21 protein-coding genes and 4 pseudogenes are annotated in these 22,573 nt (G+C 69.2%); 12 read left to right on the top strand and 13 right to left on the bottom strand.

Features of this window, described 5'->3' with window-relative positions; genetic code table 11:
* The first annotated feature begins 16 nt into the window (after positions 1–16).
* The gene (locus tag AQI88_RS40515; protein WP_244184593.1) at positions 17–4,030 is read left to right on the top strand and encodes an SDR family NAD(P)-dependent oxidoreductase; all 4,014 of its coding nucleotides are present in this window, start codon (positions 17–19) and stop codon (positions 4,028–4,030) included.
* A 350-nt stretch (positions 4,031–4,380) separates the two neighbouring features.
* On the opposite strand, the pseudogene AQI88_RS48245 reads toward AQI88_RS40515, so the two are convergent.
* The 3 genes and pseudogenes from AQI88_RS48245 to AQI88_RS46355 all read right to left on the bottom strand — a co-directional run.
* Positions 4,381–4,518, bottom strand: a pseudogene (locus AQI88_RS48245) (exodeoxyribonuclease III); the annotation flags it as partial.
* Positions 4,519–4,562: 44 nt separating this feature from the next.
* Complete coding sequence (locus AQI88_RS47240; protein ID WP_208616075.1) at positions 4,563–4,766, bottom strand: hypothetical protein; 204 nt, start codon at positions 4,764–4,766, stop codon at positions 4,563–4,565.
* Positions 4,767–4,872: 106 nt separating this feature from the next.
* On the bottom strand, positions 4,873–5,013 hold the full coding sequence (locus AQI88_RS46355; RefSeq protein ID WP_167357512.1) for a hypothetical protein: 141 nt from the start codon (positions 5,011–5,013) through the stop codon (positions 4,873–4,875).
* A 464-nt stretch (positions 5,014–5,477) separates the two neighbouring features.
* Between AQI88_RS46355 and AQI88_RS40505 the strand changes: the two genes are divergently transcribed.
* Both AQI88_RS40505 and AQI88_RS40500 read left to right on the top strand, forming a co-directional pair.
* Positions 5,478–6,554, top strand: a complete 1,077-nt coding sequence (locus AQI88_RS40505) for a polyprenyl synthetase family protein (protein ID WP_067010560.1) — start codon at positions 5,478–5,480, stop codon at positions 6,552–6,554.
* A gap of 83 nt (positions 6,555–6,637) precedes the next feature.
* On the top strand, positions 6,638–7,708 hold the full coding sequence (locus tag AQI88_RS40500; protein ID WP_067010556.1) for a polyprenyl synthetase family protein: 1,071 nt from the start codon (positions 6,638–6,640) through the stop codon (positions 7,706–7,708).
* Here AQI88_RS40500 and AQI88_RS40495 read toward each other — a convergent pair.
* On the bottom strand, positions 7,659–9,041 hold the full coding sequence (locus AQI88_RS40495) for a wax ester/triacylglycerol synthase domain-containing protein (protein ID WP_067010553.1): 1,383 nt from the start codon (positions 9,039–9,041) through the stop codon (positions 7,659–7,661). The two genes, AQI88_RS40500 and AQI88_RS40495, sit on opposite strands and share 50 nt — an antisense overlap.
* 5 nt (positions 9,042–9,046) lie before the next feature.
* Entirely contained in the window at positions 9,047–9,250 is a 204-nt protein-coding gene (locus AQI88_RS44420; protein WP_079058143.1) for a phosphatase PAP2 family protein, read from the bottom strand.
* Positions 9,251–9,258: 8 nt separating this feature from the next.
* Between AQI88_RS44420 and AQI88_RS40490 the strand changes: the two are divergent.
* A pseudogene (locus AQI88_RS40490) lies at positions 9,259–10,080 on the top strand (IS256 family transposase); the annotation flags it as partial.
* A gap of 185 nt (positions 10,081–10,265) precedes the next feature.
* Entirely contained in the window at positions 10,266–10,973 is a 708-nt protein-coding gene (locus AQI88_RS40485; RefSeq protein WP_159050532.1) for a hypothetical protein, read from the top strand.
* A 556-nt stretch (positions 10,974–11,529) separates the two neighbouring features.
* Here the strand turns inward: AQI88_RS40485 and AQI88_RS40480 are convergent.
* Positions 11,530–12,312: pseudogene (locus AQI88_RS40480) on the bottom strand (fatty acid desaturase family protein); the annotation flags it as partial.
* 252 nt (positions 12,313–12,564) lie between these two features.
* Between AQI88_RS40480 and AQI88_RS40475 the strand changes: the two are divergent.
* From AQI88_RS40475 to AQI88_RS40455, 5 genes are all read left to right on the top strand, one after another.
* Entirely contained in the window at positions 12,565–13,542 is a 978-nt protein-coding gene (locus AQI88_RS40475; RefSeq protein WP_079058141.1) for a magnesium transporter CorA family protein, read from the top strand.
* A gap of 194 nt (positions 13,543–13,736) precedes the next feature.
* Positions 13,737–14,273: a DUF5994 family protein gene (locus AQI88_RS40470; protein WP_067010547.1), complete on the top strand. Its 537-nt coding sequence runs from the start codon at positions 13,737–13,739 to the stop codon at positions 14,271–14,273.
* Between the two features lie 7 nt (positions 14,274–14,280).
* Positions 14,281–14,490 carry a hypothetical protein gene (locus AQI88_RS40465; protein ID WP_067010544.1) on the top strand — a complete coding sequence of 70 codons (210 nt, stop codon included), beginning with the start codon at positions 14,281–14,283 and terminating at the stop codon, positions 14,488–14,490.
* A gap of 43 nt (positions 14,491–14,533) precedes the next feature.
* Positions 14,534–14,806: a hypothetical protein gene (locus AQI88_RS40460; protein ID WP_067010541.1), complete on the top strand. Its 273-nt coding sequence runs from the start codon at positions 14,534–14,536 to the stop codon at positions 14,804–14,806.
* Positions 14,807–15,090: 284 nt separating this feature from the next.
* A complete protein-coding gene (locus AQI88_RS40455; protein WP_067010539.1) occupies positions 15,091–15,576 on the top strand; it encodes a DUF5994 family protein in 486 nt (161 codons plus the stop codon).
* A 38-nt stretch (positions 15,577–15,614) separates the two neighbouring features.
* Here the strand turns inward: AQI88_RS40455 and AQI88_RS40450 are convergent, their stop codons facing one another.
* The 4 genes from AQI88_RS40450 to AQI88_RS40435 form a co-directional block, all read right to left on the bottom strand.
* Positions 15,615–16,883 carry an ATP-binding protein gene (locus AQI88_RS40450; protein WP_067010536.1) on the bottom strand — a complete coding sequence of 423 codons (1,269 nt, stop codon included), beginning with the start codon at positions 16,881–16,883 and terminating at the stop codon, positions 15,615–15,617.
* A gap of 153 nt (positions 16,884–17,036) precedes the next feature.
* Positions 17,037–17,900: a slipin family protein gene (locus tag AQI88_RS40445; protein ID WP_067010533.1), complete on the bottom strand. Its 864-nt coding sequence runs from the start codon at positions 17,898–17,900 to the stop codon at positions 17,037–17,039.
* 153 nt (positions 17,901–18,053) lie between these two features.
* Positions 18,054–18,335 (bottom strand): hypothetical protein, encoded by a 282-nt coding sequence (locus AQI88_RS40440; protein ID WP_067010530.1) that lies wholly within the window; start codon positions 18,333–18,335, stop codon positions 18,054–18,056.
* A gap of 10 nt (positions 18,336–18,345) precedes the next feature.
* Positions 18,346–19,035 carry a DUF5994 family protein gene (locus AQI88_RS40435; RefSeq protein ID WP_067010566.1) on the bottom strand — a complete coding sequence of 230 codons (690 nt, stop codon included), beginning with the start codon at positions 19,033–19,035 and terminating at the stop codon, positions 18,346–18,348.
* Between the two features lie 354 nt (positions 19,036–19,389).
* Here AQI88_RS40435 and AQI88_RS40430 point away from each other — a divergent pair, with 354 nt between their 5' ends.
* Both AQI88_RS40430 and AQI88_RS46350 read left to right on the top strand, forming a co-directional pair.
* A complete protein-coding gene (locus AQI88_RS40430; RefSeq protein WP_067010527.1) occupies positions 19,390–19,983 on the top strand; it encodes a DUF5994 family protein in 594 nt (197 codons plus the stop codon).
* Positions 19,984–19,988: 5 nt separating this feature from the next.
* Entirely contained in the window at positions 19,989–20,150 is a 162-nt protein-coding gene (locus tag AQI88_RS46350) for a hypothetical protein (protein WP_159050531.1), read from the top strand.
* A gap of 116 nt (positions 20,151–20,266) precedes the next feature.
* Here AQI88_RS46350 and AQI88_RS40425 read toward each other — a convergent pair whose 3' ends face one another.
* The 3 genes and pseudogenes from AQI88_RS40425 to AQI88_RS40415 form a co-directional block, all read right to left on the bottom strand.
* On the bottom strand, positions 20,267–21,508 hold the full coding sequence (locus tag AQI88_RS40425) for a PP2C family protein-serine/threonine phosphatase (RefSeq protein ID WP_067010524.1): 1,242 nt from the start codon (positions 21,506–21,508) through the stop codon (positions 20,267–20,269).
* A gap of 287 nt (positions 21,509–21,795) precedes the next feature.
* Positions 21,796–21,972, bottom strand: a pseudogene (locus AQI88_RS40420) (serine/threonine-protein phosphatase); the annotation flags it as partial.
* A 68-nt stretch (positions 21,973–22,040) separates the two neighbouring features.
* On the bottom strand, positions 22,041–22,573 hold a 533-nt coding region (locus tag AQI88_RS40415), incomplete at its 5' end, for an MFS transporter (RefSeq protein ID WP_159050530.1).

Raw genomic sequence — 22,573 nt, 5'->3', positions numbered from 1 at the left:
CGCGAACAGTAGCCCGGTGCCGTTCTACTCCACGCTCGAAGCACGCGTGGTGGACACTGCCGAGCTGGATGGCGGGTACTGGTACCGGAACCTGCGTCAGACGGTGCGGTTCGGTGAGGTCATTGCCGCGCTGGCGGCGGAGGGCCACCGGGTGTTCGTGGAGGTCAGCCCGCATCCGGTGCTGGGTATGGCGATCGCGCAGGCCGGTGAGGACCTGGTGGCGGCGGCCAGTTTGCAGCGCGGCGATGGCGGCCGGAGCCGCTGGCTGACCGCGCTGGCAGGTGCTTTCGCGGCTGGTGTCGAGGTGGACTGGGCCGCAGTGACCACCGACGGCGCGAGGAAGGTCGGCCTGCCGACCTACCCGTTCCAGCGCCAGCACTACTGGCCGAAGGCCGTCACCGCTCGTGGGGACGCCTCGTCGATCGGTCTGCAACGTTCCGGGCACCCGTTGTTGGCGGCGGCGGTGTGGTTGGCCGAGGGTGACGGGCTGGTGTTGACGGGTCGTCTGTCGCTGGCCGCGATGCCGTGGCTGGCCGATCACGCGGTCCACGGCACGGTCCTGCTGCCCGGCACCGCGTTCGTGGACCTGGCGGTCCACGCCGGGGACCTGGCCGGGTGCGGCACGCTGGAGGAGTTGACGCTCCAGGAGCCGCTGGTCCTTCCCGGTTCCGGTGGCGTGCAGCTGCAGGTCCAGGTCGGTGACAGTGACGGCGACAGTGGTCGGCGGACGGTCACCGTCTCGTCGCGCGAGGGGGACGGCGAATGGGTGCGGCACGCCGTTGGTGTGCTGGCTCCTGCTAGCAGTGAGCCCGTCCCCGCCCCGCTGGGTGCCTGGCCTCCGGCCGGTGCGGAGTCGGTTCCGGTCGATGACGCCTACGACAGGCTCGCTCGACAGGGCTACGGTTATGGGCCGGCGTTCCAGGGGCTGCGTCGGGTTTGGCGTGCTGAGGACACCGTCTACGCCGAGGTGGAGCTGCCGCAGGCTGTCGAAGCTGACGTTGCCGGGTTCGGCCTGCACCCCGCCCTGCTAGACGCTGCCCTGCACGGTCTCCTGGCCGCCGGAAACAGCAACAGCAACGGCAGCGGCAACGGTGGGGGGACGGGACTGCCGTTCGTGTGGTCGGGGGTGCGGCTGCTGGCCGGCGGTGCCCGCCACCTGCGAGTGGTGCTGGCTCCTGGGCCCGGTGGGATCTCGGTCATGGCGTTCGATGGTGTCGGCCAGCCGGTGTTGCAGGCCCGGTCGTTGGTGCTGCGTGAGGCCTCGGCCGGTCAGTTCGCTGGGCCTGGTCGGCAAGCCTGGCAGTCGCTGTTCACGGTGGACTGGGTTCCGCTGCCGCAGGTCCCGGCCGCCGCAGTGCAATGGGTGCGGCACGGCCAGTCGGTCGGCTCCGAGGTGCCTCCGGTGGTTGTTGCGGCAGTGCCGACTGCCGCCCCCGGAGCTTCGGCGCCGCAGGCGGCCCAGCAGGCTGCCGCGACGGTGCTGGGGTGGGTGCAGCAGTGGCTGGCCGATCCCGAGACCGACGGTTCGCGGTTGGTGATCTGGACCCAGGGCGCGGCCGCCGGGCAGGACCTGGTCGGCGCGACGGTGGCGGGCCTGATCCGCTCCACGCAGTCGGAGCACCCCGGTCGCCTGCTGCTGGTCGATGTCGACCCGTCAGCCGGCCTGGACCCCACCCACGACGCCGACGTGGACACCGTCCTGGCCGCGGTGCTGGATGCCGACGAGTTCGAGGTCCGCATCCGCCCCGCTACTGACGGCGGGGGAGTCACGGCATTCGGTCGACGGCTGGCCCGGGCCGGCGCGTCCGGTGAGTTGATGCTTCCCGGTGGTTCGGGCTGGCGGGTTGAAGTGACCCAGCCGGGTGACCTGGGCAGTGCCGCTGTCGTCGACGCTCCCGAGGCGGGCGCCGAGTTGTCGGCGGGTCAGGTCCGGGTGGGCCTGCGTGCGGCGGGCGTGAACTTCCGCGACGTCGTCGCCGGTCTGGGGATGGTCTCCGACGGCCGGGTCCTCGGCGGAGAAGGCGCGGGGATCGTCCTGGAGACCGGCCCCGGAGTAACCGGTCTGACTGTGGGTCAGCCGGTGATGGGTCTGGTGCCCGGTTGGGGGCCGGTCGGGGTTGTCGACGGTCGACTGCTTGCCCCGATCCCGCAGGGCTGGTCGTTCCAGCAGGCCGCAGCGGTGCCGGTAGGGTTCCTGACTGCGTTCTACGCGTTGCGGGATCTGGCCCAGGCTCGTCCCGGCCAGCGAGTCCTCATCCACGCTGGGACCGGTGGTGTGGGTACGGCTGCGGTGCAGTTGGCCAAGGCGTGGGGCTTGGAGGTCTTCGCGACCGCCAGTCCGGCCAAGCAGGCCGCGTTGCGGGCGATGGGTGTGGACGAGAGCCACATCGCCTCCACTCGTGATCTGGCTTTCTGTGAGCGGTTCCTGGCCGTGACCGGTGGCGAGGGCGTGGACGTGGTCGTCAACGCCCTGGCCGGGGAGTTCACGGACGCCTCGCTGCGGCTGCTGCCGCGCGGCGGTCAGTTCGTCGAGATGGGCAAGACCGACATCCGGAACCCCGAGCAGGTCGCCCAGACCTACTCCGGAGTGGTCTACCAGGCCTTCGACCTGATGGATGCCGGTGTGCCGCGAGTCGCGGAGATGCTGGCCGAACTCGGGGCGATGTTCGAGGCGGGCACCCTGACCCCGCCGCCGATGACGAGCTTCGAGCTGTCGCAGGCGGTTGCGGCACTGCGATATCTGCAGGCCGCCCGGCACCTCGGCAAGGTCGTGCTGAACGTCCCCGCCGAGTGGGACCCGCAGGGCACCGTCCTGGTCACGGGCGGCACCGGAACACTGGGCGGAGAGCTGGCCCGGCACCTGGTCAACGTCCGTGGCATGCAGCACCTGCTCCTGATGTCGCGGCGCGGCCCCGCCGCACCAGGAGTCGCCCGCCTGGCCGCCGAGCTGGCCCAGTCGGGTGCGGAGGTGCGGGTCCAGGCCGGCGACGCCGCCGACCGCGACGCCCTCGCCTCGGTGCTGGCGAGGATCGCGGTCGAGCGGCCGTTGACCGCGGTGGTGCACGCCGCCGGCGTGATCGACGACGCCACCGTGGAGTCGCTGACACCCCAGCGGATCGCGACCGTCCTGGCCGCCAAGGCCGACGCGGCGTGGAACCTGCACGAGCTGACCGAAGGCACCGGCCTGGCCGGGTTCGTCCTGTACTCCTCGGCCGCAGCCATCCTGGGTAATCCGGGACAGGCCAGCTATGCCGCCGCCAACGCGTTCCTGGACGCGCTCGCTGCCTACCGCCGGGAACGGCACCTGGCCGGTCAGTCGCTGGCCTGGGGCCTGTGGGCTCAGACCTCGGAGATGACCGGGCATCTCAACGGCACCGGTATGTCCCGCCTGCGCCGTGGTGGCATCGAGCCGATGACGACGGAGCAGGGCCTGGCGCTGTTCGAGGCCGCCGCCGCGTTGGGTGCGCCGTTGGCGGTCCCGGCTCTGCTGGACCTGACCGCACTGTCACGCCCGGGACGACCGCTGCTTCCGCTGCTGCGCGGTCTGGCCGCTGCCGTCCCCGCCCGCCCGACCGCGGCTGCGGCTGCTGCTGCGGACACGGGTGCGGTTGGCTTGGCGGCCCGGTTGGCCGCGCTCAGTCCTGACGAGCGCGAGCAGGAACTCCTGGAGGTCATCCGGGCTGCCGCCGCCGTTGTCCTGGGCCACACCCGCCCCGGGGGCATCGACTCCCAGCGGCCCTTCCGCGACATGGGGATCGACTCCCTGACCGCGCTGGAGCTCCGCAACCGGCTCGCGACCGAGACCGGCCTCACCCTCCCCGCCACCCTGGTCTTCGACTACCGGGCACCGGACGAGCTCGCCCGGTTCCTGCTCGAAGAGTTCAGTGACGCCTGGGCGCCCGCTGACGAGGACATCGTCGAGCAGCTCGCCAGGTTGGAGACGGCCCTCGCGAAGGACGGGGACCTCGATGAGAAGCTGCGCGGCTTCGCCCGCTCCCGTCTGCAGGCGCTGCTGGACATGGTGGGCTGACCGGATCGACCGGCGAACGAGGGGAGAGAACCTGCTCGCGGTAGCGGAGTAGGAGTAGGAGCCGGAGTGGTTGTCCCGCCGGGCACCGTGAAGGCTCACGACGTACCCGTGGCGAGGCTGCCGGGACACAGCCGGGCTCCTGAGACCGCGGAGCAGCATGCAGTGGAAGTGAATACGGGAACCGTCCGTCACCGGTCCCTGCCGGCAGGTGTCCGCCCTGCTGGCAGGGACCGCTGTGTGCCAACCGCCGAGCGGGGCACTCCCGTCGGGAGTCCGCCGAGCTGCGCACCATTACCGACGGCCATGCCCGGCCCGGCCCAGCCCGGCGGTACCGACAACGTGACGCGGCGTCAGACCGTATGGTCGTACTCCACCGTCACCGGCGCGTGGTCCGACCACCGCTCGGCGTGCGTCGCGGCCCGCTCGACGAGGGACTTGGCGGCGCGGGCGGCCAGGCCCGGGGTGGCGATCTGGTAGTCGATGCGCCACCGGCAGAACCGGGTGAGCTCGTCCAGTCGGCCCGCGCAGCTGGTCAGGTGCAGGGTGGTGCGATGTGCCCGGGGCAGCGGAGCGACCGCCGGGTGCCGGGGGCGAGCATGGCCAGGACCAGTTCCTTGGCGACCAGCCGCCATCGTCGGTCGGCGATGGCGGTGAAGTCGAAGCGGCGGGTGCAGAGCGCGAGTTGGACGGGCAGGCCGGCGACGTCGGTGAAGTCCCAGACGTCGTCCCCCAACACCGGGCGGACGGTTGCATCGGGAAGCGTGAGGCCGGCCTCCGGCAGACGTCGGCGGCGGCGAAGACCGCGGACCGGCCGTCGAAGGCAGCAGCGGCGAGAGCGGTGGTCACGCGGTCATCTCCTCAGGTTGCAGGGGCAGTTCCTCGTCCTGGCCGTCAACGTGGTCGGCCGCCTCGGTGAGGACGGCGGCATCGAAGCGGTCCAGGACCTGTTGGATGCGGGCGGCGTAGGGGCCGAAGACGGTCATGAAGTGGGCGGGTCGGCAGGCCAACGCCGCCCTGCACCGGATCGTGCAGACCCGCCTGTGCTTCGATCCGCGCACCCAGAACTACTACGAACGCCTCATCAAGGAGGGCAGGACACAACGCGAAAACCGCCGGGCCCAGCGCAAGGGCGGGCCGGTGCAACTGTTGGAGCAGACCAGACGCCCAAGCGCGGGAAGCCGTTGTGGGAGGTACAGATTGCGCGGTGTCCGCAACGGAACAGCCGATGCACGTCTCGGCGTCCATACCGTGTGTGTAAGCAGGGGATGCCTCGGCGCGTGTTCTTGAGCGGTCTGGATCGTTGGAGGGATCATGGAGACCAAATGGGTGACGCGGCCGGCCAACAGCCCAGGTTGTCGCAAGAGCCCTGACGCCGGGCGCAGGCCCCACGATCATCTTCCTCCGTCCCGACGGGGCTTGACCCTGCCCGGTTCGGAGTGGTGAATCGGTGACTTCGGGTGTGGTCGACGCGCAAGCGATCGATCTGCGCGCGGTGCAGCGCCAGGTCGATGCAGCGCTTGAGGATTTCCTTGCCGAAAAGGTCCGTGCGGCGGCCGGCCAAGGGCATCCGCCAGAGGTGGCGCAGACCGTGCGGGACTTCTTGGCGGCGGGCGGGAAGCGGCTCAGGGCGGTGCTGTGTGTGGTGGGCTGGCATGCCGCAGGCGGAGACGTGGATGCGACGTCGGCGTTTCGTGTGGCGGCGTCGTTGGAGCTGTTCGTGGCCTTTGCCCTCATCCACGACGACATCATGGACGACTCGGCCAGTCGCCGAGGCCGTCCCGCGGTCCACCGCGTGATGCGTGCCCGGCTGGGGGAGGACGAGCGGGCTGAGCGGCTGGGCGCGGGCGGCGCGCTGCTGGTGGGGAACCTCGCCTTGATGTGGGCACAGGAGTTGTTGCACACCGCCCGGTTGGAGCCGGGACGGCAGCGGCTGGTGCATGGGCTGTATGACGCGATACTGGAAGAGGTGATGTACGGCCAGTACCTGGACGTGATGGGTACCGGCTGTGGCGCCGACGATGTCGAGGCAGCCTTGCGGATCATCCGCTACAAGACCGCCACCGCGACCATCGAGCGGCCTCTTCAACTGGGGGCTGCTGTAGCCGGGGCAGGTGAGGCTACGATGGATGTCTTCACGCGGCTGGGCCTGCCGCTGGGTGAGGCGTTCCAACTGAGGGACGACCTGCTGGACGTCTTCGGCAGCCCGGACGGCACGTGCGCGCCGGGCCTGAGCGATCTACGGGAAGGAAAGCGGACCGTTCTGCTGGCGCTGGGTCTGCAGCGCGCCGACCGGATCCGGCGCGAGCGACTTGGCCACCTCGTGGTCCGGGCCGACCTGGGGGAGTGCGAAGCGGCCGAGGCACGGACGATCCTGCAGGACACCGGGGCACGGCAGCACACCGAGCGGATGATCGCTGACCGCTACGAACAAGTGCTGCAGGTCCTGGACGGGGCTGGGTTCCCGCAGGCCGCGGACCGTGCTCTGCGCGGCTTGGCGGTCACCGCCACCCAGTACACCTCCTGACATTGCACGGCGTGCCCGGGCACCAGCCCTCACCGCCGCGCGTCTACAGCTGTGTCACCCAATCCGAGCAGGAAGAACTCGTCATGACCCAGCAGGTTCTCGATCGTGTCGCCGGATACGAGCGCCGGTTCAACACGCTCTTCGAGGAATACTTCGACACGTTGAGCGCCGGGATCGCTGCGCCGTCGTTCAGCCGTTTCACTCCGGACTGCCTACAGTTGCTGCGGGAATTGTCCCTGCGGGGCGGCAAGCGGATGCGGGTCGTTCTCCTGCATGAGGCAGCTCGCCTGGTAACCGGCGAGCCGGTCGAAGGACTGGACGCCGCGGCGCTGAGCATTGAACTACTGCAGACCCACGGCCTGGTGCACGACGACCTCATCGACGACAGCCCCACCCGCCGCGGCGGCCCTTCCACCTACTACGCCTACCGTGAACGGTTCCCCGGCCATCCGCAGACGGCCGTTGGTCTCACCGTACTCGCAGGCGACCTCGCACTCGCTCTGTCCCTGCAAGTGCTGCTGGACGCGAAGCTGCCTGTCTCGGCGCGGCAGGCCATGATCGAGGTACAGACGCGGGCGGCGCGGGACACGTTCGTGGGCCAGATCATCGACCTGGAACGCGATTTCACCGCCACCGCCGGCGAGCAGATCCTGCACTGCGTGGCCGACTACAAGTCCGCCCGCTACTCGATCCTCGCGCCCATGCAACTCGGACTCCTGGCCGCGGGCGAGGAACCGGACCTCTTCAAGCAGGACCTGCGCGAGTACGCACGGCTGGTGGGGATCTGCGGGCAGATGCGCGATGACTACCTGGACCTGTTCGGGGACGCGGTCACCATGGGCAAACCGACCGGCACCGACATCCGTGACGGGAAGCACACCTACACCGTCAGTGCCCTGCTGTCCGCCGTCGATGGCACCGAGCGTGCGCTGGTGGAAGCCGCGCTCGGTGACCCGTCCTGCACGCCGGAAACCATCGCCACCGTCCGGGAGATCGGTGAGAACCGTGGTGTGACGGTCCGGATGCAGGCGGACATGCGGCGCTATGCAGAGCAGGCTTCCACGGTGGCCGCCGGCTGGAGGTCACGGTGGCGTGATGAGGCGGTCACTTTCTTCGCGCACCTGCCGCTGTGGGGCGTTGAGCGAGCCATGTGAGCAGCGCACGCACGACAGGCGTGGCGCGTCCGGCCGGTGTGCGCCCCGCGGGTGCGGGATCGCAAGCCGGGTCTGGCGGGGCTGTGGCCACCAGGTCCGCGAGGGCCTGGCGCCAGCGTGCGGGAAGGCTGTCGGCGTCGGGGAGGGCTTGGTCGATACGGAAGCATGCGCTGGTCGTGTCCCCGTAACTGACCGCCGCAACGGCCATGGGGACGCCAGGCGGGCAGCAGATGATGGCGTCGATGCGGTGCACTGCCGCCTCGCCGTAGAGCAGAGGTCGGCGCACTACGAGATAGGAGGTGCAGACGGTGAGCCGGCCCGGGACGGTGCTTGCGGTCACGAGGCGCTGGAGCAGCAGCCGGGGAAGGCGGGTGAGAGCAGCTCGGAGCACCGTCTTGTGTCCGGCCGACTTCAGGGGCGAGGTGACTGCTCGCGTACGCGCCAGCCGCTGGCCCACGGGCATGGTGCCGCCGGGCAGGTCGATCCGGGTCAGGAACAGCCGGTTGCCGGGCGCCCCTGCTTCATCGGGCGTGCGCAGATTGACGGGGACCATCACGGGAATCGAAACGTTGGCTGCGCGAGGCCAAACGTCTTCGGCCCACTGGGCGATCGCGTGGGCCACGATGGTGAGGTAGACGTCGTTGGTGCTGGCTCCGGTGGCGTGGGCCGCAGTGCGCAGACCGGCGGAGGGCGCTTGAGCCCACAGCGTGTGACGGCGGCTGGACAGTGGATGCGAGACGGATTGCCACAGACGGTGCCGGCGCGCGTGGCGTAGCAGGGTCACGGTGCTGCGCAGGGCTTGGCGTAGGCGGGGCCTGGGGATTGGGAAGACGTCCCGGGTGAGCACGGAGAACTGTTCCGGCAACAGCCGTGGCCCGAACAGCACTTCCATGACCGTGACGACGTTGGCGCCGTCCTGGACGGCATGGTGGGCGAGATACAGCAGAGCGAACCCGTCGGACGCGTGACCGTGCAGGAGGATCATGCGCCAGGCCGGGGCCCCCTCGGCCCAGGGCTCCCGCAGGAGGAGCCGCACGGTTGTCTCAAGAGCCTCCGGCTCATTGGCCACCTGCTGATTGCGAACATGCCGGGCCATGTCTGGGACGGCAGGCATCCACCGTGCCGTCGCCCCGTCGCCGGTCAGGACGTGCGTCAAACAGGGAAGATCGGCAAGGCGCGCGGTCATGTGCTGGCGCAGAGCGGCCGGCTCGGGCACGGCTCCGGTCAGGTGCAGCACCACCCCGACCGTCGAGTTGGCGTCCAGGTGCTCCGCGAGCTGTTCGGCTTTGACCATGACGAGATCGGCGGGGCTCGGATCCGGGAACCGGTTCATATCCATTACCCCAGGAGTGTGTAGGCAGGTGCGCTGACTGCCGCGCCGATCAGTACCCCGACGGTGACTTGGCCAACGGTGTGGCAACGCAGCCGGATCCGGGACCAGCCGATCAGCACCACCAAGGGAGTCAGCACGAGCATCCAGGGGCCGAAGACCGAGCCGAGGATGGCGAGGGCGCCGGAAGCGACCGCGGAGTGAACCGACACCTTCCAGAGAACTCGATGCCGAACTCCATGCGTTCAAGGAGCGGCCACTGGATCACACCGTCTTTCCCTACGTTTTCCTGGACGCCACCTACTGCAAGGCCCGCGCGAACCACCGGATCGTCTCCCAGGCCGTGGTCATCGCCACCGGGATCTCCGCCACCGGGCACCGCGAGATCCTCGGGCTGATGGTCGGCGACAGCGAGTCGAAGCCGTTCTGGACGAAGTCCCTGCGATCCTTACGGGCCCGCGGCCTGGGGAACGTCCAACTGGTCATCTCTGACAGCCACAGCGGGCTGGTGGCCGCGATTCTCACCGTCTTCCTCGGCGCGGCCGGGCAGCGATGCCGGGTTCACTTCGTGCGAGACGTCTTCAGTGTGATCGAAAAGGGTTCCGGAGAGATGGTGGCGGCGACCATTCGCACCATCTTCGCGCAGACCACCGCCGAGGCCGTGCGCACCCAGCTGAACGTAGTCGCCGACATGCTCGGACGGCAGTTCCCGCAGGTCAAGATCATGCTGCTGGAGGCCGCGACGGATATCACCGCGTCCGCGGACTTCCCGCCCGCACACTGGAAGAAGATCTGGTCCACCAACCCGCTGGAGCGGCTGAACCGGGAGGTCAAACGACGGGCCGACGTTGTCCAGGTCTTCCCCAACCCCACCGCCCTCGGCCGGCTCGTCGCCGCGGTCCTGGCCGAACTCCACGACGAATGGCAGGTCTTCGAACGTCGCTACCTCTCCGAAGGGTCCATGACCAAACTCCTCAACCTCAAACCGAGCGAGAACGACCGCCGGCTACCCCCGCCGGAACTGAATCAGCTCGGCCAGTGAACTACCTCGATGGCGCACGATCCCCGTGACGCTCCGCCAGGTCGTCTGGCGGGCCATTCCGGCTCGTCTGGGCGGCCGGGTACTGGCTGGCGGCTGTGTCGTGCTTGGTCCGGCCGGGTGGAATGGCCGCCACGCCGGCTCCGGTACCGGCGATTGCCGCAGATCCGCCGCTTACATTCCGGGGCATGAGCTCAATCGAACAGGCATCGGTAGACCGGCGCGACTTCTTTGCCGGAGCCGCCGGGGTTGCCGCCTTCCTGGCGAGCGGCTGGTGGGCGGCCCCCTCGCGCGCGTTTGCGGCCGACTCCTCGCTGCCGCGCCCCGGGCAGGAGATCCGCTGCGCCAGCACTGCGCGCGGGGTGGTCCTGCGCAGCCTTGCCGGATCGGGCACCGTCGACATCGACTGCGCGATCCGGCTGCGCGTCGAGGCCGATCCCGGGGACCATGCCGGGCGGTCGTGGCGACTGCGGATGCTGGAGCACCGGATGCAGGGCCATAGCGCGCAGTTCGGCCAGGTCACCATCACCGAGGAGCCCGACCCACGGGCGCTGCCGCCCAGCACCCTGCGCCTGGCTGATGCCAAGGCGCCGCGCTACGAGCTACGCCTGTTCTGCCCCCGCCTCACCGTCGAGATCGAACGCCTTCACGTGGGCCTCCTGGACCACACCGGCCTCGGCCTCCCCTTGGAGCTGGGCTCTGTCCTCACTGCCGGCCGGCCGGTCCGGCTCACCACCACCGAACCGTTGGTCCTTGAGGACGACAACCTCACCAGCTGGGAGCTGCACCGCCATACGCTTGCCTCACGGCAACCGGTGGGCCTGGCACTCGCCAGCCTCCCCGGGGTGACCGTCGCCACCATCGAGCCCTTCACCGTACTGGCCGAGCACTCCTGACACAGGCGCCGACAGCAGCCGCACGACGCCCGGCGCGGCTCCCGCCGCGCCGGAGACACCTGATCCGATCCCTTGTAGAGGGCATGCTTCGGCCATATCGCAGACGAGCCAACTGACCCGCCTCATCACAGCGTGGAGCGGAGCTGTATGGTCCGCGGGCTACACCACTCGGCGGGACGCCACCCGGGTTGGCTCCTGCCCTGGTTCCGTGACGGCGCTCTGACGATGCCTGGGAGGGCCTTCCTCGTCCGCAACCACTTCTACCTGCGGCCACCCTGTGTACCACGTGGTCGTTGTCGCCTTGATCTCCCTGATGGTTGGGCTTACCACCGGGGTCGGCTTTGCCGCTCTCGGACAGTCCCGCTCACCGCTGTTGCCTCCGGCGGGGCCGTCGTGCCGTTCGTCTTCTCTGCTGGCATGACCGCTGTCGCGTACGTGAAGCGGCGGGCACAGTAGGCGACTTCGTGGGGTGGCTCCTTCGGGCCACCCCACGCCTGTCACTCGGCGAGCCCCAAGACCTTCTTGTAGTCAGCCATGGCGAGGACAGCCACGGACTGCGGAGCAGGAAGTCGGGGCGGTCCTTGCCGGTCAGGATCGGCATGCCTTTGTGGTTGGGGGCGAACAGACAACCGAGGCAGAGGCCGAACAGGCACTGGTGGACGGCCAGGAACGCGATCGCCATGCCGGGCGGGAGGACGAGGAACACTGCGGTCATGTAGGTCGCGATAGGCCCGTAGAGCAGCGCGCCGTCCAGGGCGCGGTTCTTCAGGGCGTGGTTGCCCAGTGCTCGCGCGCTGGAGACATGGAGGTTGACCCCTTCGAGCAGGAGCAGGAGAAAGAAGAGGAACGCCTGCCAGCGGCCGATGAGCTTCGGCAGTCCGGTCGCGACGCGGGCCTGGTCCTGGGACCACACCAGCAGGTCGGGGGCGATGTCGGGGTCCAGGTCCTCGTGGTTGGGGTTGGCGTGGTGGCGGGTGTGTCAGTCCTGCCACCATCCATAGCCCAATCCCGATCGCGGCCCCGCGATACGACCGGACATCTCGCTGGGCCGCCGTCGTCGGAAAACCTGACGTTGCGCGACGTCGTGGGCGAGCAGAGCGACCTGCCCGAACATCACGGCGAGGCACGCGGCGACCGGCAGGGTCCACCAGCCGGCGCCGATGACGACGCACGCGCTCCAGCCGCCGGTGTAGGCGACGGCCACGGCGACGGACCAGACGGTGTAGTAGCCGGGACGCCGATTCATCAGGCCGGCCTCGGTGATCTTCTTGGACAGGCGGGCGAAACCGCTGCCGCCCCCGCGGAGAGGCGGGCGACGGGGTGGGGTAGGCGCGGTCATGTTGCCGATGTGTCCTTCCCGGCTGATGGCCCCCGTCCGAGCGGGCGGCGTATGCCGGATGCGAGGCGGCAGCCGGGTACCCACATCCCCGCCTTCGGCCCGGCAGCCCGGTGCTCGTCGGTCAGAGCCTGTGGACGTCGCGGGGCTTGACGTGAGGTCTTCCCCCTGAGGGTGGCCGCTGTCGATGAAGCTGCCGCGCTGGCAATTGGGGCGAAGCCGCATGATCGGGGTGTAAGACACTAGCCTCGGGCCATGGTGACGCGCACCCGGCTGTATCACGACGGCACTCTGGTCCGGGAGGACTTTCCCGCCAGTGACGTCTCCGCGTATCTCGCCGATCCGGCGTCGGTCCTGTGGCTGGACCTGTACCAACCAGGGCCTGCCGAATTCACCATGCTCGGCCAGGAGTTCGGCATCCACGAACTGGCTCTGGAGGATGCCGCACAGCGTGGGCAGCGGCCGAAACTCGACCGCTATCGCACCCACGAGTTCCTCAGCGCCTATTCCGTGACCGTCAGCCCGGACGGTGCGGAATTGACGTACAGCGAGATCGCCGTATTCCTCACCAGTCAGGCCATGATCACCGTCCGCAAGGACGACGGTCTCGACATCGAGGACGTCGTCGCCCGCTGGGACGACAGCCCGGACCTGGCCGGCCACGGCGTCGGATTCCTGCTGCACGGCCTGCTCGATCATCTCGTGGACGGCCACTTCGTCGCGGTCCAGCAGCTGGACGACAGCATCGAGGAGTTGGAGGGTCTGCTCTTCGTGGCCGGGCGCCGTGAGATCGAAGCCGTGCAACGCCGGGCTTTCGCGCTGCGCAAATCGCTCGTCCGGTTGCGCCGCGTCGTGCTCCCGATGCGGGAGGTGGTCAACACGCTCATGCGCCCCGGCCTGCACGTGATCACCGACCCTCTCGTCCCGTATTACCAGGACGTCTACGACCACGTGCTGCGTGCCACCGAATGGACGGAATCACTGCGGGACCTGGTGGCCTCGGTCATGGAGACGAACCTCTCGGTCCAGGCCAACAGCATGAATCTGATCATGAAGAAGGTGACGAGCTGGGCCGCGATCATCGCCGTCCCCACCGCGATCACCGGCTACTACGGCCAGAACCTTCCCTATCCCGGTTTCGGCCGCCAGTCCGGATTCATCACCTCCGCCGCCGTCATCGTGGTCCTGTCCGCACTGCTGTATGCGACGTTCAAGCGAAAGGACTGGCTCTGACCGGCCCGGTGTCGGGCACCGGCGACCAGGCTCCGAAGGCAGGAAAATACCTGGTCACCCCCGGCTTTCGGGCCGGTGGGCGGAGTAGTGTGAAGACACCGGGAGTTCTTCGCGTACCGGCTCCGCTGCGGGTGCCGTTTCCGGTGATCGACAATGCCGGGTCGCACCCACGAGCCCGGGGACAGGTCCGCGCCATGCCTGTGACCATCGACCGTACGACATCGAGCAGGCGCGCGCCGCCGCAGCCGGCTCGGCTGTCCCTGACGCCCGCGCCGGGCGGGCTGGACGGCACGTGGTGGCCTCGTTCCCGTGCCCTCACCCGTGAGCTGCCACCCTTGACGGCCGCACTGGGCGACCTCTGGGGTCGCATCACGCGTATCACGGTGAACCCGGCCTACTGGCCCGTGATCCCGCGTCGGGTGTCCGTCGCCGGACGCACGGTGCGTGTGGGCTGGTCCACCGAGGAGCAGGATCCGCACAGACTGACCTTTTTCTCCACCGATGGCCGCCGGGACGTCCTGGTGATTCCGCCGGAAACCGGTGCGGATGCCGCCGCGCAGCTGATGGCGGGTGACGGCATCGATGCCCCGGCCCGGGAGGAAGCAGCAGACAGGATCGACGCCCGGATCAGGGAAGAAGCGTGGGAGACCGACGGCGGAGCAGGCCGGCCGTCGTCCCTGCCCCGGCCCCTCGGCTCGACAGGGCGTTTGCCCGCCGGTCAATGGAGGTGAGAGGGCCATGACCCTCATCGCCGTGGCTGTGTTGCTTGTCGTGATCGCCGTCGGAGTCGTTCTCATCCACCGGCTCAACGCTCAGCACAACGAACGGATCGCTGCCTTCCACTACAGCGATGCTCTGCCGGGGATCGGCCGCCGGCTCCGGAGGCACCGCCGACGGGCTGCGGAAGGGACCGCCGACACGCTCAACGGCGACAGCGACCGCGGATGAAAGCGACTCGGGCCCGACTGGGGGCGGTGGAGGAAGGCGCGTCATGGCGATATTGCGAGACCGGAAGACGTACCGCGAGAGGATCATGCAGGCTCTGTACGAAGCCGCCGAGGGCAATCGCCTCCTGGGTGTCGATGGGGCGAAGCTGCGCAACGACCTCGGTATCCCTGAGCAGGACATGGCCGCTGCCTGTATGTACCTGGCGGGCGAAGGCTGGGTTGTCGTGGACTGGGCGAGGGGCAACACGCCCGCGATGATCACGCTGACGCACCAGGGGATCCGGCAGATGGAGACAGAAGAGGAAGGGCGTGGCTGAGCCGCCGCGTCGGCTTCTCGGACCGAAGTGAACCTTCGCAAGGATTGTTCATGTCGGATTAATCCCTTTGGCGTAACATGAAAAGCGGGTCGGCGCACTCTCACGTGCAATGACCCGGAAGGGCGGCTCCGGCGGGTATACGCCGGAGCCGTTGCCTGTTTCCGTAACCGCGCCCTGCGGCGAAGCGCTCGCGCGAGCGTCGTGCGGAGTACCGTGAGGTAGCAGGGTCATATCGCGGTCGCACGCTCTGCGGTCGCACTGCTCTCTGCGGACGGGCGGACACCATGGCCGACTCAGACACCCCCGACCTCCTCAGGCTCCTGCCGGACGCCGTCCACCGGTCGGTGAAACCCGGCACGGCCCTGCTGCGGCTGGAGACGACACACTCACGCGAGGGAATCCTGGACGGCGCATGGTGGCCGCGGTCCCGGGACATCGGCGCCGAGCTCCCCTCGCTGATCACCGCGTTGACCGAGCACCTCGGACCTGTCACCCGGGTCGGTCTGGACGGCAGCGCCTGGGACGAACTGCCGACCCGGGTGATGGTCGACGGCCGAGTCGTCCACATCGATTCCTTCCCGGTCGGTGACGACACCGTCCTCATCACCCGGGGCGACCGGGACCATTTCTCCCTGATGCTGGTCACTCCGGACACGTCGCCCGACGCGGCACGCGCCGCGATGGCCAGGGCCGTACGGGCCGACAACGTCACCGAGGCCAGACAGATCCTCATCGATACGGGCAGCGACACGCCTCCTACGTCGGCCTGACACGTCCGTCGCAGATCGACTCCCCATCGGCCTGGATGTTAGATGCGGGCGTACTTCTCCGTCTGCTGGGCGAATTCCTGGGCCATGGCGGCGCTGACCGTGGGTTTGGTGTCGCTGATCGTGTCCAGATAGTCGTCGGTGGTGGGGGTGATCCGGGTTCCGGTGTCGAAGGTGCGCTCGAACTGGGCCTGGGAGACGGTGCGCGCCGCATGGGCGATGTCGGCGGGGGTGAACCCCTCGCTGGCGGACGCGAGTACCGCGCTGTCGGCCCGCGCGCCTGCTCGGGCCAGGTAGCTCTCCCACAGTGCGGTCCTGGCGGTGTGGTCGGGAGGGCCGATCGGCAGCACGTAGTCGAAGCGGCCGTGTCGCAGGAACGCGGAGTCGAGCGTGGTCACGTTGTTCGTGGCGCAGACGAGCAGCCGTCCGTCCTGGCTTCGGAACCGGACGATCGCCTTGAGCAGTTCGTTGACGACGCCGACAGCGGTCGCGTCCGCGCCGCCGCGTTCGCCGGCGATCTCCTCGACCTCGTCGATGAAGACGAGGACGTGGTCGAGCCGGGCGATCTCGTCGAAGCGCCGGTTCAGCCCGGTCGCCAGGCCGTACTCGGCGGCCAGACGGGCGGGGAACAGTTCGAGGAAGGGCCATCCCAGGCGGCTGGCGATCGCGTGCGCGAACGTGCTCTTGCCGGTCCCGGGCGGGCCGAACAGCATCACCGCCCGTGGCAGTTCCACTCCGTGCTGGGCAGCCAGTTCGGGATGGGCCAGCGGCAGGACCAGGCGCCGCTCGATGAGCTGCTTCTCCCGTTGCATGCCCGCGACCTTCTGCCACAGTCCCCCTGGCGGCAGCTCCGCTCCGAGCGAGGACAGAGTGCCGACCGACTGCGGGGTCACCGGCCCGCGCTTTTCGAAGAAGACCAGCCCGGGGCGGGCGCCGAAGTCGCAGTTGCGCAGGGCGGTGGCACCGGTCTCGCCCTCGGGCAGGGCGGCGAGCACCGCGCGGACGCCGGCGGCGAAGAGCCGTTGCTCAAGGACGGTGATCAGGGCACTGCCCAGCCCGCGCTGCCGCCAGCCGGGCGCCATGCAGATGCGCAGGATCCATGCCCGTTCGCCCTCCACCCGGCTCACCGCCGCGCCGATCAGCACGTCGTCGGCCGTGGCCACCACAGCCGGGTGACGGGCCTGGAGGGCCGTCACGGCGTCCGAGAGCGGGAAGAGCGGCGGCTCCTCGGTCGTGCCGCTCTCCATGTCGACACGGATCAGCGCTTCGAGATCGTCCTGGGTGTAGTCCCTGACCCGCCAACCCGTCATGATCAGCTCCGCGTGTTCGGCCGTACTCCCATCATCAGCCGATGCCCGGAGGACGCGCGCGACAGGCGTCGGCCACGAGTCCGCCCTGGTGGCACGGATCGCTCGCCCGCACCACCACCGCGGTACGCGGTGATGGTGCGGGCCGTAGTCGGGTCATGCTGCGGTGCCGTGCGCGGTGCCGGCCGGGCTGAGGGACTTGTCGGTGCGGCCGGTGCCGGCCGGTGGCGCTGCCGCGGCGGGTGCGGCGGCCGCGGTTTCCCGGGCGAGGAAGGAGCCGAGCTCGCCGATCGTGCTCATGAGGGGGGCCGGGAAGACGACGGTGGTGTTCTGGTCGACACCGATCTCCACCAGGCTCTGGAGATTGCGCAGTTGAAGCGCCAGGGGGTGGGCCATCATGGTGTCCGAGGCGTCGCCGAGCGCGGCTGCGGCCAGGGACTCGCCCTCCGCGTTGATGATCTTCGCTCGCTTCTCCCGCTCTGCCTCGGCCTGGCGGGCCATGGCGCGCTTCATGGTGTCTGGCAGCTGGATGTCCTTGAGCTCGACCAGAGTGACCTGCACACCCCAGTCGACGGTGGTGACGTCGAGGATCTGGCGGATGTCCAGGTTGATACGGTCCGTCTCCGACAGCGTCTCGTCGAGCGTGTGCCGGCCGACGACCTTCCGCAGGGTGGTCTGGGCGATCTGGTTGATCGCCGCGTTGACGTTTTCGACGGCGACGACCGACTTCACGGCGTCGACGATCCGGAAGTAGGCGACCGCCGACACGTCCACGCTCACGTTGTCCCGGGTGATGATGCCCTGGGACTGGATCGGCATGGTGACGACTCGCAGCGACACCCGGTGCAGGGCGTCGACGAACGGGATGATGAACCGCAGCCCCGGGGAGCGTGTGCCGACGAGTCGGCCGAAGCGGAACAGCACTCCCTTCTCGTACTGCTTGACGACCTTCACGGACAGGGCGAGGGCCAGGACGGCCAGGAGGCCGATCACGACGATGAGAACGATCAGGGCTTGCATGTGCTGCTCCTCGGGACAAGGACCACGTGGGGCGGGGACCAGCCGGTCGAGATCCCTGCACGTGCCTGCGTCGGTTCGTGAGGCAGGGCCGAAACCCCGTAGGCACGGACCGCGCCAATGGTCGGTGCGCGTGGGGCCGCGGACATCGCCTCGTCACCCGTGGTGAGTGGTGCGGTCGCGGCGGCGGCGCGGTGGGAAGCGGCCGCGGCCCCCGTCGCGGTGGTCACGTCGTTCGCCGACGGTCGGCGACTTGGACCGTGGTGGTCCCGCCGGGGGTCGTGCTGCGTCGGTGCCGCGGCCCGGGCCGCCGGGCAGGGCGCGACTGTACCGGTGCACGGCGATCCTTTCCGCGTGCTCGATGTCGAGCCGGTGGATCACGAATGCCGCCGCTGCGATGAGGACCAGGAAGGCGCCGGTCGTCAGGAAGGTGTTCATGGCGGCCGTCTCACATGCCGATGATCAGGCGACTGACGCGACCGGTCCGTGCCGGAACGGCCGCTGAGGCGGGGCCGTCCTCGTACTTCCCTGCCTCGTCCGGTTCGAGTGGCCGGTCGGCGGCGGAGACGGCGTGCCGGGGCTCGTCCGCGGCGATGAGAGCGCTTGCGGTCAGCGGTGGGCCGTCGTAGTCGGACGCGGCCGCCATCAGGCGGGCCGCCGACTCCGCCCCGGTCTCGGGTGGGACGACCAGCAGATCCCAGCGGCCGGTGCCGTAGGAGAGCAGCAGCAGCTTGTGCGGGTCGATCTCCGGGGTGAACCAGCCGACCTTGACGACATGACCGCCCACGGGAATCTCGTGCGGGATGACCGGCCAGTACTTCGGGTTGACGGCGATGCGGGTGATACGGCCCCACAAGGGGTCCAGCACATCGGTCAGTGCGGGCAGCTCGCTCAGCAGGTCCCGGGAGCGGGGCCACCAGGCACCGTCCAGGAGGCCGCGCGACGTGCCGTCGGTCTTCAGCGCGAGACGCGCGGCCGGGGCTGCGACGGGCTCGTGGTGTGGCAGGGGTTGGTGCAAGGTCGCCGACATGATGCGGACCCGTCTCCGGGCCGCCTTCGTGGCGACCCGGGTTTCATCTCTCGCCGAGAACGACCCGGCGTGGAAGCCGGTGTGCGAAATGCCCTCGGTGTTGTCCACGGTACTCCGCACATGCCGGGGCGGTTGTGGGGACGACGCCGCATTCCGTGAAGCGGCTGTCGATACCGGCGGGGGCGCGCTGCGGGTGCCGGGGCGTGACGTATGCCGGTTGCCGGACCGGTCTCACGCCCGACGGCTCGCGTGCCCTGGCCCAGCACTCCTTGGCTGTGTTACGTGGGAGGTGTTCCTCGTGTTCCGTTCAGCCCGTCGCTCCCCATCGGTCCGCCGGGCGTCGGCGAGGAGTATCCTGGTGATTACCGAGAGCATCTCGTACACCGGCTTCCACGCCGGGTCGTCCTCGGCGATTCATGACAACCGGGCCGGCCGTGACCGGCCCGGGGTTGGGTCCGCGCCATGACCGCGACCATTCCGTTCACACCCGCAGTCGAAGGCCGGGCTCCTTCTTCGTCACCGCTTCGACTCACCCTGGCGCGGGCCGGCGCCCCTCCGGCCCTTATCGACGGTGCCTGGTGGCCCCGTTCGCGCAACCTGACGGAGCAGCTCCCGGCGCTCGTCGAATGTCTCGATCCGCTGTGGGGGCGGATCGCCCGGGTAGCGGTGAGCCGCACGTTCTGGCCGGTCATTCCAAGAGAAGTGCCCGCGCACGGCCACATGGTGCGCGTCGGCTGGTCCAACGCCGGGCAAGACCCGCACAAGCTGTTGCTGCTGTCCTACACCTTCGGCCGCTGGGACCTGCTGGTGATCCCACCGGAGACAGACCCGGCCACCGCGGCCCGGCTCATGGCCATGGCCACCGACCCGTCACGGAACCGCACGGCGAGCGGCCTGATGCATGAGGCCGAAAACTTCCGGGCCATGGCAGAGGACGAGGCCGACTCGGACTCGACGCGGGAGGCGGTCTGGGAATCCGAAGGCGGGCATGACGCCTCACGTACTCCTGACGGATCGCTCATCGGTCACGTGCTCACCCCGGCAGTAGGAGTGTGAGACACATGGACACCTTCGTGACGGTGAGTGTGCTCCTCGCGATGATCGTCTTTGGCGTGATCGTGATCCAGCTGTTCACCGCGAGCCACGATGATCGCATGGAGACCCTGGCCTCCGGCCGTACCCGGCGGTGGCGGTTCTCGCCATGGCGCCGCACAGAGAAGTGAACCTGCCCCAAGGAGGATCGCGGAGCTGGCTCCGCCGGTAGGGCGTTCGCGGGCAGCGGCGGGAGTGGAACGGTCAGCGTGCCGTCGGCCATGTCCATGGTGGTGCGGCTGCCGGCTCACTCCAGGAGGGCGAGGTGGTCGGCGGCGCCCCCGCGCCATTCGATCAGGAAGAGGGTCGCGTCGTCGCTGGTTCGGCCGCCCCGTTGCTGCTTCAGAGCGTGGGAGAGTGCGCGCACCACTGCGCGTACTCCCTTCTCTGTGTGTTCGATGCGGTTGACCCAGTGGATGAGTTGCTCCTCGCCGAACTGCTCTTCACCGGCTTCGTGCTCCTCGATCAGGCCGTCGGTGAAGCACAGCACCCGGTCGCCCTGTTGGAGCATCAGCTCGCTGATCCGGGGCTCTTCACCGCCGAAACCGACCGGCAAGGTGGTCGGGCCCGTCAGTTGCCGCACGACCTGGTGATCGCGGATCAGCAGCGGCGCGGGGTGGCCCGCGTTGACCCACTGCAGGTGGCCCGTCGCGATGTCCAGACGCATCATCTGCGCGGTGACGAAGTGGTCGGGCCCGAACTGCTCCGCGATGGCCCGGTCCATGAACGCATAGATCTCGGACAGGCCGATGTCGGCACGTCTGGCGTGCCGGTAGGCCCCGACGGCGACGGTCGCCATCGTGGCGGCGTCCAGGCCGTGGCCCATCGCATCGACCATGGCCAGGTGCAGGATGTCCTCGTTGAGGGCGTAGTCGAAGCTGTCGCCTGCGACGCTGTAGGCGGGCTCCAGGATCCCGGCCACTGCTGCCTGTGGGACGGACATCGCCAGCGGCGGCAGCAGAGACCACTGGATCTCGGCGGCCACGCTCATCGGTTCGCGGCGCCGGGCGAGGAAGAACTGGTCGGTGTAGCTGTGCTTGGTGACCAGCATGTCGGCGACCAGACCGGCGAGCCTGCGCAGTAGCCGCCGGTCGTCGTCATCGACGGTGTCCAGGGTGAGGCACATCACTCCCACCTGGTCGCTGCCGTCCAGCAGCGGTAGGTACATCCGGACGCCGTCGGGCTGCGGCACCTCGACAGTGGTCGCCTGCAGGAAGGCGGTGCCGGCGGGAGAGTCACCGATCGGCTCGGGCTCGCCGACCGTCAGCCGCCGACCCGGCAGCGGCACCAGCACCAGCTGGCCGTAGTCCTGCAGCAGGATCGAGACGTCGCGGCCACCGACCCTTGCCACCTCTTCCGCGATCAGCGGGGCGATCAGCTGCGGCGGCATCTCGTGTGCCCGGTCCAGCAACACCCCCAGCAGCCGCTCACCGAACCCTTCCGAACGGTCCGTCATGCCGTTGTCCGGTCGCCGCTCACCTTGTGCCATGGCCGCGCTCTTGCACCGGTGTCCTCGAAGTCTCGGTCATCATGTTCCTGCTGACCTCGTGCCGCGGATGCGGCGCCTGCCCCGACACGCTCGGGGCCCTTCGGCGGTCATGGCCGATCCGCTCGACCCTCTCACGTGATCTGTACACACGGGCTCCCGACACGACCCTGATCAACCCTTCCAGAGTGATGCAGACGACCAACCCAAAGTGCCCATTACGTCAAACGTGGCATGTCACATGTGATCAGGACGGATGGCTTTCAACCAGGTTGCCGCCGTGAGGCCGGTCAGCCTGAGCCGCGCCACTCGATCAGCAGGAGCGTCGCGTCGTCCGTCGTGGTCCCGCCCTGCGCCCGTTGCAGCGTGTGGGAGAGGGAGCGCGCCACCGTCCGGATCTCCTGCGCCCTGGGTTCAAGGCGGTTCACCCAGCCGATGAGCTGTTCCTCACCGAATTCCTCACCGCCGACGCCGTATCGACCGGCCTGCGGGCGGTCGCCCACTCCTGCCATTCCTGCTCGGCCGCGGCGTCTGGCTAGGTCGGCCCCCTCACACAGCTCAGGAAGCTGGCGCAGACGGCGATGGGCACGTTGATCCAGAAGCCGGCCCGCCAGGAGGAGTGCTCGACCAGTAGTCCTCCCAGGGGCGGGCCGGCCAGTCCTCCGGCGCCGGCCATCAGAGCCCACACGGCGATTGCGCGTCTCTGGCTGACTGCGTCGGTGAACACCACCGTGATGATGGACAAGGTGGACGGCATGAGGAGTGCAGCGCCCAAGCCCATGGCGAACCGTGCGGCGATCACTTGCCCCATCGTGTGGGCGAGCGCGCCCACCACCGAGGCTCCGCCGCATACCCCCATCCCGATGAGGAAGGCTCGGCGTCGTCCGTGCCGATCGCTCCACGTCCCGGTGGCCAGCACCGCGCAGGCGAGCGTGAGCGTGTAGCCGTCGGCCACCCACTGCAGTCCTGCCATGCCCGGCTGCAGCTCTGACCTCAGGCTGGGCAGTGCAACGTTCAGCACGGTCATGTCCAGCCCGATCAGGAACAGCCCTGTGAACCGCTCCGGGG

Origin of the sequence: Streptomyces cellostaticus, from assembly GCF_001513965.1 — a bacterium.
Classification (GTDB): Bacteria; Actinomycetota; Actinomycetes; order Streptomycetales; family Streptomycetaceae; genus Streptomyces; species Streptomyces cellostaticus.
This window is presented reverse-complemented; position numbering and strand designations above follow the sequence as displayed.